Source organism: Paracoccus aerodenitrificans, from assembly GCF_027913215.1.
Taxonomy (GTDB): domain Bacteria; phylum Pseudomonadota; class Alphaproteobacteria; order Rhodobacterales; family Rhodobacteraceae; genus Paracoccus; species Paracoccus aerodenitrificans.
Map to the genome: position 1 here is coordinate 3,227,371 of NZ_CP115784.1, position 15,819 is coordinate 3,243,189.

Annotated in this window: 19 protein-coding genes; 9 read left to right on the top strand and 10 right to left on the bottom strand. The window is 62.2% G+C overall.

Translation table 11 applies throughout. From position 1 onward, the window contains the following. The first annotated feature begins 8 nt into the window (after positions 1-8). Genes PAE61_RS17080 through acpS form a run of 3 tightly spaced genes read left to right on the top strand, consistent with a single transcriptional unit; the run spans position 9 to position 1,599 of the window. The gene (locus tag PAE61_RS17080) at positions 9-743 is read left to right on the top strand and encodes a pyridoxine 5'-phosphate synthase (protein ID WP_271113537.1); all 735 of its coding nucleotides are present in this window, start codon (positions 9-11) and stop codon (positions 741-743) included. Beyond that, positions 740-1,198 carry a hypothetical protein gene (locus PAE61_RS17085; RefSeq protein WP_271113538.1) on the top strand — a complete coding sequence of 153 codons (459 nt, stop codon included), beginning with the start codon at positions 740-742 and terminating at the stop codon, positions 1,196-1,198. Before PAE61_RS17080 ends, PAE61_RS17085 begins: the two co-directional genes overlap by 4 nt. Then, on the top strand, positions 1,195-1,599 hold the full coding sequence (acpS, locus tag PAE61_RS17090) for a holo-ACP synthase (protein WP_271113539.1): 405 nt from the start codon (positions 1,195-1,197) through the stop codon (positions 1,597-1,599). The genes PAE61_RS17085 and acpS overlap by 4 nt, the downstream gene beginning before the upstream one ends. A gap of 72 nt (positions 1,600-1,671) precedes the next feature. On the opposite strand, the gene rarD is transcribed toward acpS, so the two are convergent. Then, on the bottom strand, positions 1,672-2,595 hold the full coding sequence (gene rarD / locus PAE61_RS17095) for an EamA family transporter RarD (protein WP_271113540.1): 924 nt from the start codon (positions 2,593-2,595) through the stop codon (positions 1,672-1,674). 172 nt (positions 2,596-2,767) lie between these two features. Between rarD and PAE61_RS17100 the strand changes: the two genes are divergently transcribed. Together PAE61_RS17100 and PAE61_RS17105 are read left to right on the top strand one after the other, a co-directional pair. Next, on the top strand, positions 2,768-3,157 hold the full coding sequence (locus PAE61_RS17100) for a pore-forming ESAT-6 family protein (protein ID WP_271113541.1): 390 nt from the start codon (positions 2,768-2,770) through the stop codon (positions 3,155-3,157). A gap of 175 nt (positions 3,158-3,332) precedes the next feature. Beyond that, positions 3,333-4,090 (top strand): IS5 family transposase gene (locus tag PAE61_RS17105; protein ID WP_271113542.1). Its coding sequence is split into 2 segments (ribosomal slippage): positions 3,333-3,669 and positions 3,669-4,090, totalling 759 coding nucleotides; the frame shifts between segments, so codons are not numbered across the junction. 239 nt (positions 4,091-4,329) lie between these two features. On the opposite strand, the gene PAE61_RS17110 is transcribed toward PAE61_RS17105, so the two are convergent. The 5 genes from PAE61_RS17110 to lepB form a co-directional block, all read right to left on the bottom strand. Then, positions 4,330-5,271, bottom strand: a complete 942-nt coding sequence (locus tag PAE61_RS17110; RefSeq protein ID WP_271113543.1) for a DMT family transporter — start codon at positions 5,269-5,271, stop codon at positions 4,330-4,332. 149 nt (positions 5,272-5,420) lie between these two features. Then, a complete protein-coding gene (locus tag PAE61_RS17115; protein WP_271113544.1) occupies positions 5,421-5,753 on the bottom strand; it encodes a DUF1491 family protein in 333 nt (110 codons plus the stop codon). Next, positions 5,746-6,660 carry a GTPase Era gene (era, locus tag PAE61_RS17120; protein WP_271113545.1) on the bottom strand — a complete coding sequence of 305 codons (915 nt, stop codon included), beginning with the start codon at positions 6,658-6,660 and terminating at the stop codon, positions 5,746-5,748. Before era ends, PAE61_RS17115 begins: the two co-directional genes overlap by 8 nt. Positions 6,661-6,816: 156 nt before the next feature. Then, on the bottom strand, positions 6,817-7,500 hold the full coding sequence (gene rnc, locus PAE61_RS17125) for a ribonuclease III (RefSeq protein WP_271113546.1): 684 nt from the start codon (positions 7,498-7,500) through the stop codon (positions 6,817-6,819). 10 nt (positions 7,501-7,510) lie between these two features. Then, entirely contained in the window at positions 7,511-8,296 is a 786-nt protein-coding gene (gene lepB, locus PAE61_RS17130; RefSeq protein ID WP_271113547.1) for a signal peptidase I, read from the bottom strand. Between the two features lie 194 nt (positions 8,297-8,490). On the opposite strand from lepB, the gene PAE61_RS17135 reads away from it, so the two are divergent. Genes PAE61_RS17135 through PAE61_RS17145 form a run of 3 tightly spaced genes read left to right on the top strand, consistent with a single transcriptional unit; the run spans position 8,491 to position 11,041 of the window. After that, a complete protein-coding gene (locus PAE61_RS17135) occupies positions 8,491-9,567 on the top strand; it encodes a methionine ABC transporter ATP-binding protein (RefSeq protein ID WP_434803088.1) in 1,077 nt (358 codons plus the stop codon). Continuing rightward, positions 9,557-10,231 carry a methionine ABC transporter permease gene (locus tag PAE61_RS17140; RefSeq protein ID WP_271113548.1) on the top strand — a complete coding sequence of 225 codons (675 nt, stop codon included), beginning with the start codon at positions 9,557-9,559 and terminating at the stop codon, positions 10,229-10,231. The genes PAE61_RS17135 and PAE61_RS17140 overlap by 11 nt, the downstream gene beginning before the upstream one ends. A 36-nt stretch (positions 10,232-10,267) precedes the next feature. Then, positions 10,268-11,041, top strand: a complete 774-nt coding sequence (locus PAE61_RS17145) for a MetQ/NlpA family ABC transporter substrate-binding protein (RefSeq protein WP_271113549.1) — start codon at positions 10,268-10,270, stop codon at positions 11,039-11,041. Between the two features lie 60 nt (positions 11,042-11,101). On the opposite strand, the gene PAE61_RS17150 is transcribed toward PAE61_RS17145, so the two are convergent. The 3 genes from PAE61_RS17150 to PAE61_RS17160 all read right to left on the bottom strand — a co-directional run bounded on the left by PAE61_RS17150 (position 11,102) and on the right by PAE61_RS17160 (position 13,900). Beyond that, complete coding sequence (locus PAE61_RS17150; protein WP_271113550.1) at positions 11,102-12,394, bottom strand: cyclopropane fatty acid synthase; 1,293 nt, start codon at positions 12,392-12,394, stop codon at positions 11,102-11,104. Positions 12,395-12,629: 235 nt separating this feature from the next. Continuing rightward, complete coding sequence (locus PAE61_RS17155; protein ID WP_271115186.1) at positions 12,630-13,274, bottom strand: RluA family pseudouridine synthase; 645 nt, start codon at positions 13,272-13,274, stop codon at positions 12,630-12,632. After that, positions 13,274-13,900, bottom strand: coding sequence for a LysE family translocator (locus PAE61_RS17160; RefSeq protein ID WP_271113551.1), 627 nt, complete (start codon positions 13,898-13,900; stop codon positions 13,274-13,276). Before PAE61_RS17160 ends, PAE61_RS17155 begins: the two co-directional genes overlap by 1 nt. A 186-nt stretch (positions 13,901-14,086) precedes the next feature. Between PAE61_RS17160 and PAE61_RS17165 the strand changes: the two genes are divergently transcribed. After that, the gene (locus PAE61_RS17165) at positions 14,087-14,524 is read left to right on the top strand and encodes a PaaI family thioesterase (protein WP_271113552.1); all 438 of its coding nucleotides are present in this window, start codon (positions 14,087-14,089) and stop codon (positions 14,522-14,524) included. Between the two features lie 15 nt (positions 14,525-14,539). Here the strand turns inward: PAE61_RS17165 and PAE61_RS17170 are convergent, their stop codons facing one another. Beyond that, on the bottom strand, positions 14,540-15,787 hold the full coding sequence (locus tag PAE61_RS17170; RefSeq protein ID WP_271113553.1) for an MFS transporter: 1,248 nt from the start codon (positions 15,785-15,787) through the stop codon (positions 14,540-14,542). Positions 15,788-15,819: the final 32 nt, after the last annotated feature.

Consider the following 15,819-nt stretch of genomic DNA (forward strand, 5'->3'; position numbering starts at 1 on the left):
GTGCCGGGATGCTGAGACTGGGCGTTAATATCGATCATGTCGCGACAGTGCGGAATGCACGCGGCACGCCGTGGCCCGATCCGCTGCGTGCGGCGCTTCTGGCTGAACAGGCGGGCGCGGATGGGATCACGGCGCATCTGCGCGAGGATCGCCGCCATATTCGGGACGCCGATATCGATGCGCTGATGTCGGGGCTTCGGCTGCCGCTGAATCTTGAGATGGCGGCGACCGCGGAAATGCAGGCAATCGCGCTGCGCCACAAGCCTCATGCGGTCTGCCTGGTCCCGGAGAAGCGGGAAGAGCGGACGACCGAGGGCGGGCTGGATGTGGTCGGGCAGGAAGCCATGCTTGCCCGCTATATCGCGCCGCTGCGCGAGGCGGGCAGCCGTGTTTCGCTGTTCATCGGCCATGAGCCTGCGCAGATCCGGGCGGCCGCGCGGATCGGCGCGGCGGTGGTCGAACTGCATACGGGCGCCTATTGCGATTTCGACACAGAGGGCAGAACCGCCGAGCGCGACGCCGAACTTGCCGCGCTGATCGAGGGGGCCGCTCTGGCCGATAGTCTGGGGCTTGAGGTCCATGCAGGCCACGGGCTGACCTTTGACACGGTTGCCCCGATTGCCGCGATCCCTCAGGTGAAAGAGCTGAATATCGGCCATTTCCTGATCTCCGAAGCAATATTCCTTGGATTTCCTGACGCCATTACCGAGATGCGGCGGCGTATTGAGGAGGCCCGGTCATGATGCGGTTTCTGGCATTATTCCTGCTTCTGGCGGCACCGGCTGCGGCGCAATCGGTGGGGGAATGCGGCGAATGGAGTTCGGCGCGAAATGTGCCGGAGCCCTGGGACGCCAATACGGCAAGCTATGCGGAAGGGGCGGTGCGGATCGTGCTGCTGGACACGCTGGAACCCGCAGCGGCGGCGCTGCATCTGATGATCCTCTCTCCGCCGCGCAATGAGCTTGGGGAAAGGCAGTGCAGGGTCGTATCCCTTGCGGGCGATGCGGGCTGGCCAACGGGATTTGCGGCTTTGGATTTTGCTGAAAGACAGGTCGATTACGACCCGGAAACCGGGCTGTCATTCGTGTTTCCCGTGTCGGCTTTCGATCCTGACACCGGACATGAATCCCCGGCAGAGCTGAGCGTGACGCTGAATCAGTCCACCGGCATGATCACCGCAGAGATCATCGGATCATGATCCTCGGGGTCGGCGCGGATCTGGCGAATATCGAACGGATTCAGGGTGTTCTGGACCGTCACGGAGACCGTTTCCGCAACCGGGTCTTTACCGGGCGGGAACTGGAAAAGGCGGCGCGGCGCAAGGATGAGGCCGGGACTCTGGCCAAGAGATGGGCGGCGAAAGAGGCCTGCTCCAAGGCGCTCGGCACAGGTCTTGCGATGGGGATTTCGTGGCGCGACATGTCGGTGTCGAATCTCCGCAGCGGGCAGCCGGTCATGCATCTGACGGGTTGGGCGGCGGAGCGTCTGGAGAAGATGACTCCGCCCGGTCATGAGGCCGTCGTGCATGTCACCTTGACCGATGACCACCCCTGGGCGCAGGCTTTCGTGGTGATCGAGGCGCTGCCGAAAACCGGCTGAAACCGGGCGGCGCAATCTGTGCACGATGCGTACACCGGCTGTACACAGGCCGTATGACGCGAGCGGGAAGCGTTATTCGGGACGCATTGCCGCTTCAAGCCGGGCCGCGCGGCGGCGGGCGCGGGCGGATTGGATCAGCGTGTAGCTGTAGATGATCAGCGCCGCCCAGATCAGCGGGAAGGCGATCAGCTTCGCGCCGCCGAAAGGTTCGTTGAACAGCCAGACCGCGAAGATGAAGATCATGGTCGGGGTGATGTATTGCATGATCCCGATGGTCGAGAGCCTCAGCAGCTTCGCCCCGTTCGCATAGAACATCAGCGGAATTGCCGTAACCGGGCCGCAGCCGATCAGCAGAGCGGTGTCGGTCCAGCTTTTGCCGAAATGTCCGCCGCCATTCATATGCAGCCAGATCAGATAGATCAGCGCCGGGATCAGCAGGATCATGACCTCAAGCGTGAATCCCTGATTGGGGCCAAGCGGCAGCGAGCGCTTGAAGAACGCATAGAACCCCCATGACAGGGTCAGCCCGACCGCGACGGCGGGCAGACTGCCGGTTTCCAGCGTCAGGATCAGTACCGCCAGTGCCGCCAGCCCGACTGCGACCAGTTGCAGCCTTCCCAGCCGTTCTCCCAGCAGCAGCGCCGCCAGCGAAATCGAAAAGAGCGGGTTGATATAATATCCAAGCGCTGCCTCGATCGCGCGGTCATTGGCGATGGACCAGACATAGACCAGCCAGTTGCAGGTGATCAGCGCTGCCGTCAGCCCGGCCATTGCCAGCAAACGCGGATGCCGCACCGCTGCCCGGATATCGTCGGTGCGGCGCTGCATGATCAGCACCGCTCCGGCCAGAGGCAGGGACCAGATCACCCGGTGGGCGATGACCTCGGTCGGCGGGATATGCGAAAGCGCCTTCATGAAAAGCGGCAGCACCCCCCAGATCAGGTAGGCACCAAGCGCGAAGGCATATCCGCGAGGCGAATCGGGCGACTGTTCCATGACGATCCTGTTATCCCGCGCATAAGGGAAAGGGCAGGGGGAGTCTTTGCCGATGGAACCGGAGTGAATCGGCGGGGAATCACTCATCCCCGGAGCCGTGGTTGATGTCGCGGGGAAGATGGTCACCTATGCGGGCGACGGCATATCCGCCGCCTTATATTTGAGGTTTATCATGTTGAAGACATCCGTTCTCGCATTGGGTCTGACCCTGAGCGCCGCAGGCCTTGCCGCTGCACAGGAAAGCGCTGCGGCGCAGGATCCCGATATGGCGGTGTCGGCAGCCCGCAACCAGCTTGGCGTGCTGGAATACTGCCAGACCGAGGGCCATATCGACGGCGCGGCTGTGGACACGCAGGCAAAGCTTCTGACGCTGATGCCCAAGGCCACCGATGAGGCCTCGGCCCAGATGGCTTACGAGAAGGGTCAGCAGGGGACGGTCAGCGCGATGGGCGTCGAACAATCCCTCGCCGATGCCGCGGCCCGTCAGGGCACGGATGAGGCGGCCCTGTGCACGCAGCTTGCCTCTCTGGTCGAGCAGGCCGGGACCGAACTGCCGGAATGATCTTCGGGCGATGTGTTTGCCGCCGGGGCTGAGAGGCTCCGGCGGATTTTTGGTCGTTGGTGGGAGGTGTTTCGGGTGCTGGTGTGCGAGACGGGTGGTGATAAGGTCCTTAGGCTCCAGACCCATTGATCTCGGGCGTTTGACGTGATTCAGGCTCCGCAAGGAGACCTGATTTATGAGCAACCTTTTCTGGCTGACTGACGCGCAGGTGGAGCGTCTGAAACCCTATTTCCCGAAATCCCACGGCAAGCCACGCGTTGACGACCGGCGTGTGCTGAGCGGCATAATATTCATCAATCGTAATGGCTTGCGATGGTGCGATGCACCTAAGGAATATGGCCCCGCCAAGACGCTCTACAACCGCTGGAAGCGCTGGAGCGAGAACGGGATCTTCGCCCGGCTCATGGTGGGCCTCGCCGCCGAGAGCGCCGAACATAAGACGATCATGATCGACGCGACCTATCTGAAAGCGCACCGCACGGCCTCGAGCCTGCGGGTCAAAAAAGGGGGCGCGGGCGCCAGATCGGGCGAACGAAAGGCGGCATGAACACGAAACTGCACGCCGTCACCGACGCGAAGGGCCGCCCGATAGGGTTCTTCATGTCCGCCGGACAAGTCAGTGATTACACCGGGGCAGCGGCACTTCTGAACAGCCTGCCGGAGGCGGATTGGCTGCTGGCCGATCGGGGCTATGATGCCGACTGGTTCAGAGATGCCTTGAAAAACAAGGGGATAAAGGTTTGCATCCCGGGTCGGAAGTCGCGCAAGAAACCCGTCAAATACGACAAGCGGCGCTACAAACGCCGCAACCGCATCGAAATCATGTTCGGCCGACTCAAGGATTGGAGGCGCGTCGCCACCCGATACGACCGTTGCCCCGAGACCTTCTTCTCTGCAATCCTGCTCGCCGCGACCGTCATCTTCTGGTTATGATCAAGAACGAGTCCTGAGCCTAGGAGCCGCGTCGACTTTTACTTAAGGAAAAGGTTTGAGAGCGATCAAATTTCCTGAGCGGTTGCATAATCGGATCAAAGATTTGCTATTTCAGTATCTGTATGAAGCTCTACTTCGCCTGCGGATTGCACCTTAAAGCATCTCTCCAGAAGGCCCGCTCCGAAGCATAACCTCACGACGCAGCCGCACCTTGCGGCCCAGTCACCTGCCGCATCCTGTCAGATATCCCGACGGATCGGCTCTATATGCTGACCGGCCTTGCGCTCGCGGTGGAGGATGTACAGGCCCGAGCCAAGGATGATCATGGTGCCGAGGATGGTCAGCAGATCGGGAATATCTCCGAAGGCCAGATAGCCGATTGCGGTTGCGCCAAGGATCTCAAGGTATTGCAGCGGGGCGAGGATGCTGGCCTCGGCGCGGCTGAAGGCGAAGGTGATCAGCAGGAATGTCACGGCGACGAGGATGCCCGAGGTGACGATCCCGGCGGCGACCCATCCCGACAGTCCGGTCAGTCCGGGCAGGGTTCCTCCGTCGCCCGGCGCGATCAGGGCGATGGCGATCAGGGCGGCGGCTCCGGCGGTGGATGCGCCAAGCTGGAAGGACAGCGGCGAGGTGTCGCGCATCGCCTTTCGCGTCACGATCATATGCGCCGCATAGGCGAATGCCGCCAGCAGGGGCAACAGTACGACCGGGCCGAAAACCGCGAAATTCGGGCGCAGGATCAGCAGCGTTCCCAGCAGGCCCACTGCGACGGCGAGATAGCGCCTCGGGCCGGGCGTTTCGCCCAGAAGCGGACCGGCGAGCAGGGTCAGCAGCAGCGGCTCGACGAAGAAAATGGCGATTGCGGTTGCTATGGGCATGGTCTGGAATGCGGTGATCAGCAGCCAGCTTATGGATGCGCTGAACAGTCCCGCCAGCAACGAGAACACCGAAAATACCCGGCCGCGCAGCATCCGGCGCAGCAACAGGGCGGCGATGCCGAATGCGGCAAGCTGGATGATCGCTCTGGCTGCCGCGATGATCGATGGGGACAGAGCCGAGGTGAGCGATTTCGTGATGGCGTCGCCGATGGGCATCAGCAGCATCGCCACGCAGAGCGCTGTGATGCCGATCAGACTGGCCGGGCCGTGACCGGACTCGGGTGGGGCGATCTTTGACATATGCCGTTCCTTCGCCACCGCCATCTGTCATGGCGATGTCTGTCCGGGCGTTCAGGACGGTGAATTCGGATCAGGGCGCGACGCCACCGCCCCTGACGCGGTTAGGTGACGCGACGCCTTCCTGTCAAGCGCTGCGGCGTGCGGGGAGCTCAGCCGAGGCCGGGTTCGTCCAGCAGGGTCCGGCCTTCGCGGCTTTCGATCTCGATCACCCAGAGATCCGGGTCGAAACCGGCTTCGCGGCGTATCGTGGCGTCGATATCCGTCTCGGCTCCGGCGGCGATGCGGGTCCAGGGGCGCTGATCGGTCTCGAAATCCCATTCGCGCCGCCACAGCGTCGCATTGCCGTCAAGCGTGGCGCATTTCACCATGATTGCGCCTGCGGTATCGTCTCCGTGGCGGAGCACATAGGCCGGGATATTGGCCATCCCCAGCCGGGTCAGATAGGCCCCGACCCAGATATGCGCGGCCAGCCGCTCAGCCATCGTCGAAATCGAGGCCCATTTCGGTGAAGCGCTCGGCCTCGTTCAGCCAGTTTTCGCGGACTTTCACGGTCAGAAACAGATGGACCGTGCGACCGAGAAATTCGGTCAGTTCCTGACGGGCGGCCTTGCCGACGGCGCTGATGGTTTCGCCCTTATGGCCCAGAACGATGCCCTTGTGACCGGCCCGGGCGACATAGATGATCTGGTCGATCTTGGCGCTGCCATCCTTGCGGTCCTCCCATGCTTCGGTTTCCACGGTGAGCTGATAGGGCAGTTCCTCATGGAGGCGCAGGGTCAGTTTCTCGCGGGTGATCTCGGCGGCGATCATGCGCATGGGCAGATCGGCAAGCTGATCCTCGGGGTAAAGCCAGGGTCCGGCGGGGACGGTTTCGGCCAGCCATTTGCGCAGATCGTCAGTGCCGCGTCCCTTCTGGGCCGAGATCATGAAGGTCTGGGCGAAATCATAGGCTTCATTCATCTGCCGGGTCAGGGTTAGCAGCACCTCGGGGTTCACCCGGTCGATCTTGTTGATGGCGAGCGCGACGGGGCGCTTGCCCGCGGTTTCGCGCAGATGGTCGAGGATCTTCTGTACACCGTCGGTCAGCCCCCGATGCGCCTCGATCAGCAGGACGATGACATCGGCATCCGAGACCCCGCCCCACGCAGCCGCGACCATCGACCGGTCGAGCCGTCGGCGCGGGCGGAAGATGCCGGGCGTGTCGACGAAAACAAGCTGCGCGTCGCCCTCCATCGCGATGCCGCGGATGCGGGCGCGGGTGGTCTGCACCTTATGGGTGACGATCGAGACTTTCGCGCCGACCATCTGGTTCAGCAGGGTAGACTTCCCGGCATTGGGTTCGCCGATCAGGGCGACGAAGCCGGTGCGGGTCTGGGTGGGTTCGGTCATGTTACGGGTCCGGTGATGAAGGTGGCGTCGCGACATGGGCGACAGGGAAAAGGGGGGCGACAGGGGAGGGCGGTGTTTTCGGATCGGGGCAGGGAGGGATCATATCCGGGTTTCCCTGCCTGTTGATATCTGTTCCGGCAATGGGGTGAGGATGCCTCACACCCCGATCTCCGTCAGCATGGCCTGTGCGGCAAGCTGTTCGATGCTGCGCTTGGTGCCCTTGCCAGAGGCGACGCTGCGCCGTCCATCCTCCAGCGACACGGTGATTTCGAATTGCGGCGCGTGATCGGGGCCCTTGCGGGCGGTAACTTCGTATTTCGGCGGCGCCATGCCATTGGCCTGCGCCCATTCCTGCAAGGCGGTCTTGGCGTCGCGGGAATCCGCCTCGACCGTCTTCAGGCGCTGCGACCAGAGACGCAGGATCACGGCACGCGCGGCCTCGAATCCAGCATCCAGATAGATCGCCGCCAGAACGGCTTCCATCGCGTCGGCCAGCAGAGCCTCTTTGCGGCGTCCTCCGGACATCATTTCCGAGCGGCCCAGCTTCAGCACATCGCCCAGACCGATCTGGCGGGCAATCGCGGCGCAGGTCTCGCCCCGGACAAGCGCGTTATAGCGCGGGGCAAGCTGGCCCTCGGAGGCGTCGGCATCGGCCTGATACAGCGCTTCGGCCATTGTCAGGCCCAGCACACGGTCGCCGAGGAACTCTAGCCTTTGGTTATGAGGCCGGGTCGGTGAGGACACCGAGCCATGCGTCAGTGCCTGCACCAGCAATTCGGGCTGCGCAAAATCATGGCCCAGCCGGGTCGAGAAATCGCGGAGTTCCGCAGACAGCTTCACCTTATCCGCCCTAGTCGACTGCCTTGAAGAACCGGTCGCCCCGCCATGTCCAGAAGAACAGCAGCGAGCGGCCCGCCGATGAGAACATGATCCGGTCGGCCCGCCCGATCAGATATTCCCCCGGAACGAAGCCAAGCCCGCCGGTCATTGCCGGGAAGCGCGAATCTTCGGAATTGTCGCGGTTATCGCCCATGAAGAAGTAATGGCCTTCGGGGACGGTATAGATTTCGGTATTATCGGCGACCCAGCCATCCATGATGTTCAGAACGTCATAGCTGACCCCGTTGGGGAGGATCTCGGTCGCGCGTTCCTTGCGGCATTCTCCGCCCTCGGGGACGGGATCGTTCGCGCAGCGCGGTTGCAGGCGCTGGCCACCCTGCTGAGCCTTGATCTCGACGAAATCGGGTTGCTCCTCATAGCGGACGGGCTCGCCATTGATGATAAGCCGGCCATTGGTGATCTGGATGCGGTCTCCGGGAAGGCCGATCACGCGCTTGATGAAATCGACGCCGCGAGTCGGGTGGCGGAACACCACCACATCGCCGCGCTCGGGGTCCGATCCCATGATTCGCCCGTCGATAGGGCAGGCCGAGAAGGGGCAGGACACGGCGGAATAGCCATAGGCCATCTTGTTGACGAACAGGAAATCCCCGATCAGCAGCGTGTCCTTCATTGACCCCGAGGGGATCCAGAAGGGTTGAAAGAACAGCGTGCGGAAGATCCCGGCGATCACCAGCGCCCAGAAAACCGTTTTGATCGTTTCCCAGATGCCTTCCTTCTTCTCGGTTCTCGCCATGTGCTGTCCTTTGGCCTGCAATACCACGGCTGAATGGTGCCGGGACCGGGGAAAGTCAAGCGAAGTGCGGGGTTCGGGACGTTGTGGTTCCGGCCGGTTGTTTGCTTGCGCAAGGCGCATAACTGCCCTGAGCCGACGCGCCGGGACCTTGCCTTTCCCGTCCGAACTGCGTTAGGCGGCGAGGACTTCAAGCAATGCAAGTCGGCATCATGTCTCAATCCAGTCTCTCCGGTGCGGCGATCCGCTTTGATGGCGTCGGGAAAGCCTTCGGCGATGCTGCGGGCGGCAAGGTCGTGGCGCTTCAGGATGTGACGCTTGAGATCGCGGCAGGCTCGGTTTGCGGGGTTATCGGGCGTTCGGGCGCGGGGAAATCGACGCTTCTGCGCATGGTGAACGGGCTGGAGCGTCCGACCGCCGGAACCGTGACCGTTGCGGGGCGTGATGTTGGCCGGGCGAAGGGAGCTGAGCTTCGCAATATCAGGCGCGATGTCGGGATGATCTTCCAGCATTTCAATCTGCTGGCCTCGCGCACGGTTTACGGCAATATTGCGCTGCAGCTGGAAATCGCCGGGATGCCATCGGCGCAGATCCGGCCCCGCGTCGATGATCTGATCGCGCGTGTGGGGCTGGAGGCGCAGGCGAAGCGCTATCCGGCAGAGCTGTCGGGCGGGCAGAAGCAGCGCGTCGGGATTGCGCGGGCGCTGGCGACCCGTCCCAAGGTGCTGCTGTCGGATGAGGCGACCTCGGCGCTCGATCCCGAAACCACGCAGACGGTGCTGGCGCTGCTGCGCGACATCAACCGCGATCTGGGGCTGACCATCTTGCTGATCACTCATGAGATGGGCGTGGTGCGCGATATTGCCAGCGACATGGCGGTGATCGACGGGGGCCGGATTGTCGAGGCGGGGCCGACACATGATGTCTTCGTCAACCCTCAGCATCCGACGACGCGCAGCTTCCTGTCCGGTGTGATCGGGATCAATCTGCCCGGTTTTATCGCGGATCGCCTTCAGGCTGCGCGGAGCGAGGGCGATGCGCAAGAGGTGATCCGGGTGACGTTCTCGGGCGCTCATGCCACCGATCCGATGCTGGCGCGGCTGAGCTCGGAAATGGGTGTCGCCGCGAATATCCTTGCCGGTGCGGTCGAGGAAATCGGCACGCGGCCTTTCGGCAATCTGCTGATCTCGGTCGATGCGGCGAAGGGGGCCGAGGCGCGTGGCTTTCTGGAAAGGCACGGGCTGATGACGGAGGTGCTTGGCTATGTCCGCTGATCTGATCGGCCTGCTTTACGAGGCGACCATACAGACGCTGTATATGGTTGTCGTCTCGGCGATACTGGGCACGGTGTTCGGGCTGCCTCTGGGCGTGTTTCTGGCCACCTCGCAGCGCGGGGAATTGCTGTCCGCGCCGTGGTGGAACAAGGTGCTCGGGCTGGTGGTGAATGCTGCCCGCTCGATCCCGTTCATCATTCTGGTGGTGGCGATCATCCCTTTCACCCGATGGATCGCCGGAACCTCTATCGGCACGACGGCGGCCATCGTGCCGCTGACCATCGCCGCCATTCCCTTCATCGCAAGGCTGGTCGAGAATGCCATCCGCGAGGTCGATGCAGGCCTGATCGAGGCTGCCCGCGCTATGGGTGCCACGCCGTTCCAGATCATCCGCAAGGTACTGATCCGCGAGGCCATGCCGGGGGTGGTTCTGGGTCTGACGCTGGCCGTGGTCAGCCTGATCGGCTATTCCGCGATGGTCGGCGCGGTCGGCGGTGAGGGGCTGGGCGATCTGGGCATCCGCTATGGCTATCAGCGTTTCATGCCCGATGTGATGCTGGCCGTGGTCGTCATCCTGATCGTCATGGTCCAGCTTGTCCAATCCATCGGCGAATGGATCGCCGCGCGGGTGGACAAACGTGCGCCGCGCAATCGCGGCAACTGAATTTTCGCAACCGATTTCCAACGAAGAGAGGTCAAAATGCTTCGTCTCACCTGTTTCCTATCCGCTCTGGCGCTGTCCGGGGCCGCTTTCGCCGAGGATATCACTGTCGGCGTTTCTCCGGGCGAACATGCCGAGATCATGGAAGAGGTCGCCCGCGTCGCCGAGCCGATGGGGCTGAATATCGACGTGGTCGAGTTCTCGGATTACGTGGTGCCCAATCAGGCGCTTGCCGATGGCGATCTCAGCGCGAACAGCTTCCAGCACCGGCCCTATCTGGAAAACCAGATCGCGGATCGGGGGTTCGGGCTTGTCGAAGTCGCGACCACCATTACCACGCCGATGGGGATCTATTCCGACAAGATCGAAGATATGGCCGATCTGCCCGAGGGCGCACAGGTTGCGATCCCGAACGATCCGACCAATGGTGGTCGGGCGCTGCTTCTGCTGCAGGATATGGGTCTGATCACCCTGGCCGAGGATACGGGTCTGGTCCCGAGCCCGCTGGACATCACCGGGAACGACAAGGATCTGGAGTTTCTTGAACTGGATGCGGCCCAGCTTCCCCGTGCGCTTACCGATGCGGATATCGCGATCATCAACACGAATTACGCTCTGGCTGCGGGGCTGAGCCCGAAGGACGATTCCATTGCGATGGAAAAAGCCGACAGCCCCTATGTGAACATCATCGTTGTCCGCGAAGGGGACGAGGATGCGCCGTGGGTCAGTCAGCTTGTCGAGGCCTACCACTCGGATGAGGTAAAGGCGTTCATCGATGAGAAATACGAAGGCGCCGTGCTGACAAGCTGGTAATCGCCGTACCGTATCCGGCCGTTCTGCCGGATACGGTTCCTCGCAGGCCGCGCCGCCGGATCAGGCGCAGAGCTGCCGTGGGAATTCCGGCCAGTCCTCGGGCCAGGCGGGACCGGGAATGCCGCGTTCCTGTTCCAGACGGGCAAGGTGCTCGGCGGATGCGACGATATAGTCGCGGGTCACCGGCACCTGTCCGACCCGGTGGGCAAGCTGGATCTGGAACACGACCATGCCGCCCTCACGGAAAGAGGCCTCACTGCCGGCAAGATAGAACTCCCACATCCGGCAGAATGCCTCGTCGTACAGGGAAGCGGCTTCGTCACGGCGGGCCATGAATGCCTCGCGCCATGCTTTCAGCGTTTCGGCGTAATGTACGCGAAGCACCTCGATATCGGTGACGACAAGGCCGGATTTCTCGACCGATTGCATGATCTCGGACAAAGCGGGGATATATCCGCCGGGGAAGATATAGCGGCGCAGGAACGGGTTCGTCGCGCCGGGCGGATCGACGCGTCCGATCGTGTGCAGCAACATCGTGCCGTCAGGGCGCAGCATCGAGGCGGATTTGCGGAAGAATCCATCGAAATGGTTGATGCCGACATGCTCGAACATGCCGACCGACACGATGCGGTCGAAATCCTGTTTGATCTCGCGGTAATCCTGAATGCGGAAATCGATCCGATCCAGAAGGCCCTCTGTTTCGACCCGGCGCTGCGCCAGGGCAAGCTGCTCATCCGAGAGGGTGACTCCGGTCACGCGTGCGCCCGCGACCCGCGACAGATACAGGCCCATCCCGCCCCATCCGCAGCCGATATCCAGCACCTCGTGGTCGTCCGACACCTGAAGCTTCGCCGCGATATGCCGTTTTTTCAGCAATTGCGCCTTTGCCAGAGAGATATCCGGCGAGGGAAAGTAACCGCAGGAATACTGCATGTCGGGATCGAGAAAGAGGCGATAGAGATCCGCCGACAGATCGTAATGCCGCTGCACATTTCCCCGCGATTGCAGCCTTGTGTTGATCTGATGCAGACGCCTTGCGGTGATCCGCACCTTCTCCAGCGCCTTCATCCAGACGGCAGGCATCAGGCCGCGACCGGCATTTCGGTAACCCAGCATGATCAGGTCGTACATCGAGCCTTCGAGGATCTCGATATCGCCATCCATATAGCCTTCGCCCAGTTTCAGCGCGGGGTTCGTCGCGGCGGCCCGCTCTGCCTGTGCCGAGTGAAACTTGACGACAAGCCTGACCCCTGAGCCGTCGCCGACGGAAAGCTTCTCATCCTTGCTGTCGATAACGGTCAGGTTGCCTCTGGTGATGAACCTGACAAGGAAACTGCGTAACAATGTGTTCATCGGTTCGCGCCTCTGCTGCCGGTCGCCGCGATCCCCGACATTCAAGCTGCAATGGAACCTATGCAGCTTGTTAAGGGCCGCGCAACTGACATGATCCGTCTTTATAGCATAAATTACGCATTATGTGCTGTGCTCAGGGCAAGGACGCATTGGGCAAAATTGTGAGAATTTGTCATAATCAGAAGCTAAAGTCGCATTTCTGCAACGCTGTCGTGCCGTTTTTGCCGGTTGCTTCTCAGAACGGGACCTTCGCGGAAAAGCTCATCTGCATGTCGCTGTCGGGATGTTTCACCCGAAGCGATTCCGCGTGCAGCATCAGGCGCGGATAGGCCGCCGCGCTGCCTTTTGCGTAAAGAGGATCGCCCAGAATGGGGTGGCCGATTTCACGCATATGGACGCGAAGCTGATGGCTGCGCCCGGTCAGCGGGTACAGCCTGATCCGGGTTTCGTCATCCGAGGCCCGCACCACCCGCCAGTCGGTCCGTGCCGGGCGGCCATGTTCGTGATCGACTTTCTGAAGAGGGCGGTTCGGCCAGTCGACGATCAGCGGCAGCTCGATTGTTCCTGTTTTCCCGACGACCTGGCCCGCGACACGGGCGTAATAGGTCTTTTTCACGCGCCGTGCCTCGAACTGGCCCGAGAGGTTGCGCTGCGCGTGGGGCGTCAGGGCGAAGACCATCACCCCGGACGTGTCCATATCAAGCCGGTGGACCAGAAGCACGGTCGGGAAGGCACCGCGCAGTCGCTCGATCAGGCAATCGGCCTTGTCGGGACCTCTGCCGGGGACGGAGAGCAGGCCGGATTGTTTGTTGACGATGAGGATTTCGTGATCCTCATGCAGGATGACCGGCGGATCGCGGGGCGGGTTATAGTCTGAAATCACTTTGCGACCATACGCACGGCCAGCCCCGCGAAGATGATCGCGGCGACGCGGTTCATCACGCCCAGATGGCGTCCCAGCCGCAGACCCAGCCAGCCTGCGACGATCCCGTAAGCAATCGTGACCAGCGTGCCGGTGGTGGCGAAGATCAGCCCGAGGCCGAGGATCTGATGCCAGACCGGGCCATATTCAACTTTGGTAAATTGCGGCAGGAAGGCCAGCAGGAACAGGACCGGCTTCGGGTTCAGCATATTGGACAGCATCCCGCGCCGCAGGATACGCCACAGGCTTTCCGGTGGAGCCTTGTCGGGGCTGTGCGGCTGCGCGTTCCAGCTTTGCCAGGCGAGAAACAGCAGATAGCCCGCGCCGATATATTTGATCGCCCGCAACAGGCCGGGATGTGCCGCGATCACCGCGCCCAGACCGATTGTCGCCAGAGTCAGGTGGAACAGCACGCCAAGCCCGACGCCTATGCCCGCCACCGCTCCGGCACGCGGACCACCCTTGATGCCGCAGGCCGAGGCGAACAGCACATCCTGTCCCGGCGCGACATTCAGAAGAAGCCCGCCCACAATGAAGGTCCCCAGCTCTGCCGCCGGGATATTCGCGATACTGTCCCAGATCATGGCTTTCCTTAACGCGATGCGAACAGCTTGGCGAGGGTCAGAAAACCTCTCTGCGGCGCTTGTCATTTTCCCGGCCAGCGAGGATTATCCGCGCGTCTTTTTCGCCATGCCCGGATATCTGCCGAAACGCGGATGATGGTGTCGGATATGCCGGTCAGGCAAGACCATCTCAGCAAGGAGCCAGCAATGAACGATGATGCCCGCCTGAACGACGTCGCGATGCGTCAGCCAGCCTTTGCCAGAACGCTTGGAATCTCGATACTGGAAGCTTCACGCGAAAGGGTGGTGATGGAGTTGCCCGTGACCGAGGCGCTTTCCAACCGGAATGGCGTCATGCATGGAGGCGCGATTCTGGGGCTTACCGATAATGCAGGCGGCACAGCGTCGTCTCTGAACCTGAAAGATGGCGAAAACACCGTGACGCTGGAATCCAAGGTGAATTTCCTGCGCCCGATCCGTATCGGCGATGTGGCCCGCGCCACGGTGACGCCGGTTCATGTCGGCAACACGACCCAGATCTGGCAGATCGCGGTGACGCGCGGTGACGGCAAGCTGGCTGCGCAGGTGACGCAGACCCAGATGACCATCGCCTGGAAGGAACCTGCCGAGGTCCCGAAAGCCTAGATCCTCAGGCCGCGGTCAGACGACCGCTGCGGGCAGGCGCGAGGGCGCCTCGCGCACGGGCAGATGGATCAGCGCCGAGAATGCGCCGACTCCGACCCCGACCCACCAGACTAGCGTGTAGCCTCCGGTTGCGTCATACAGCGTGCCACCCAACCAGACGCCCAGGAACGACCCAAGCTGGTGGCTGAGAAAGACAAAACCATACAGCGTTCCCATATAGCGCAGCCCATAAATATAGGCGACCAGACCCGAGGTCAGCGGCACGGTTGCCAGCCACAGCGCACCCATGCCGACGCTGAACAGGATCACGCTGCCCGGAGTGATCGGTGTCAGGATGAAGGCGGCGGCGATCAGCGTGCGCAGCGTGTAAATCCCGGCCAGCAGGTATTTCCGGGAATAGCGGTTGCCCAGCCATCCCGCGAATATCGTCCCGGCGATATTGGCCGCGCCGATCAGCGAAATCGACCATGCCCCAAGCGATGATGTCGTGGTGATCCCGATGGAATGCAGAAGCGTGCCGGGCGCGATCGGTCCGCACATCTCGGTCACCAGCGCGGGGAAATGCGCGGTGATGAAGGCAAGCTGATAGCCGCAGGAAAAGAACCCGGCGAAAATCATCAGATAGGACGGGTCGCGGAAGGCGCGTTTCAGCACCGAACCCATGCTCTCTTCCAGCTCTGACGGAGAGGCGGGGCGGCCCGGCCCGAGCAGGGGAAGAAACAGCATCATGGTCAGCGAGATTGCCGCGAAGGTCATGAAGACGCTCTGCCATTCCATGATGGACAGCAGGCCTTCTGCCAGAGGTGCGCCGAAGACCTGTCCGGCCGATCCGGCTGCGGTGGCGATGCCGAGGGCAAGGCTGCGATTCTCATCGCTTGCCGCGCGTCCGACCACGGCCAGAATCACGCCGAACCCGGTGCCCGCAATACCGAAACCCACGGCGATTTCCCACAACTGCATGGCTGCCGGAGATGTGGCAAGCGCCGACATCAGCAGGCCAAGCGCATAGAGCAGCGATCCAAGGATCACCGCCCAGCGATCTCCCCAGCGTTCGGCTAATGCACCGAAAAGTGGCTGTCCGATTCCCCAGGCCAGGTTCTGAATGGCGATGGCCATCGAAAAATCCGCGCGCGGCCAGCCATAGCTTTCCTGCACCGGGATCTGGAAAACGCCAAAACTGGCTCGCAGCGCGAAATTGATCAGCAGGATAATGCAGCCCCCGATGAGGATCGGGGTGAATAATCTGGAAGATGAGGCTTGCATGAACGGACTCCGCGCTTCTGCGGCAGCTTTGG

Coding starts and splice junctions, on each gene's coding strand:
- PAE61_RS17080 (WP_271113537.1), top strand. CDS start 9: ATGCTGAGACTGGGCGTTAATATCGATCATGTCGCGACAGTGCGGAAT.
- PAE61_RS17085 (WP_271113538.1), top strand. CDS start 740: ATGATGCGGTTTCTGGCATTATTCCTGCTTCTGGCGGCACCGGCTGCG.
- acpS (WP_271113539.1), top strand. CDS start 1,195: ATGATCCTCGGGGTCGGCGCGGATCTGGCGAATATCGAACGGATTCAG.
- rarD (WP_271113540.1), bottom strand. CDS start 2,595: ATGGAACAGTCGCCCGATTCGCCTCGCGGATATGCCTTCGCGCTTGGT.
- PAE61_RS17100 (WP_271113541.1), top strand. CDS start 2,768: ATGTTGAAGACATCCGTTCTCGCATTGGGTCTGACCCTGAGCGCCGCA.
- PAE61_RS17110 (WP_271113543.1), bottom strand. CDS start 5,271: ATGTCAAAGATCGCCCCACCCGAGTCCGGTCACGGCCCGGCCAGTCTG.
- PAE61_RS17115 (WP_271113544.1), bottom strand. CDS start 5,753: ATGGCTGAGCGGCTGGCCGCGCATATCTGGGTCGGGGCCTATCTGACC.
- era (WP_271113545.1), bottom strand. CDS start 6,660: ATGACCGAACCCACCCAGACCCGCACCGGCTTCGTCGCCCTGATCGGC.
- lepB (WP_271113547.1), bottom strand. CDS start 8,296: ATGGCGAGAACCGAGAAGAAGGAAGGCATCTGGGAAACGATCAAAACG.
- PAE61_RS17135 (WP_434803088.1), top strand. CDS start 8,491: ATGCAAGTCGGCATCATGTCTCAATCCAGTCTCTCCGGTGCGGCGATC.
- PAE61_RS17140 (WP_271113548.1), top strand. CDS start 9,557: ATGTCCGCTGATCTGATCGGCCTGCTTTACGAGGCGACCATACAGACG.
- PAE61_RS17145 (WP_271113549.1), top strand. CDS start 10,268: ATGCTTCGTCTCACCTGTTTCCTATCCGCTCTGGCGCTGTCCGGGGCC.
- PAE61_RS17150 (WP_271113550.1), bottom strand. CDS start 12,394: ATGAACACATTGTTACGCAGTTTCCTTGTCAGGTTCATCACCAGAGGC.
- PAE61_RS17160 (WP_271113551.1), bottom strand. CDS start 13,900: ATGATCTGGGACAGTATCGCGAATATCCCGGCGGCAGAGCTGGGGACC.
- PAE61_RS17165 (WP_271113552.1), top strand. CDS start 14,087: ATGAACGATGATGCCCGCCTGAACGACGTCGCGATGCGTCAGCCAGCC.
- PAE61_RS17170 (WP_271113553.1), bottom strand. CDS start 15,787: ATGCAAGCCTCATCTTCCAGATTATTCACCCCGATCCTCATCGGGGGC.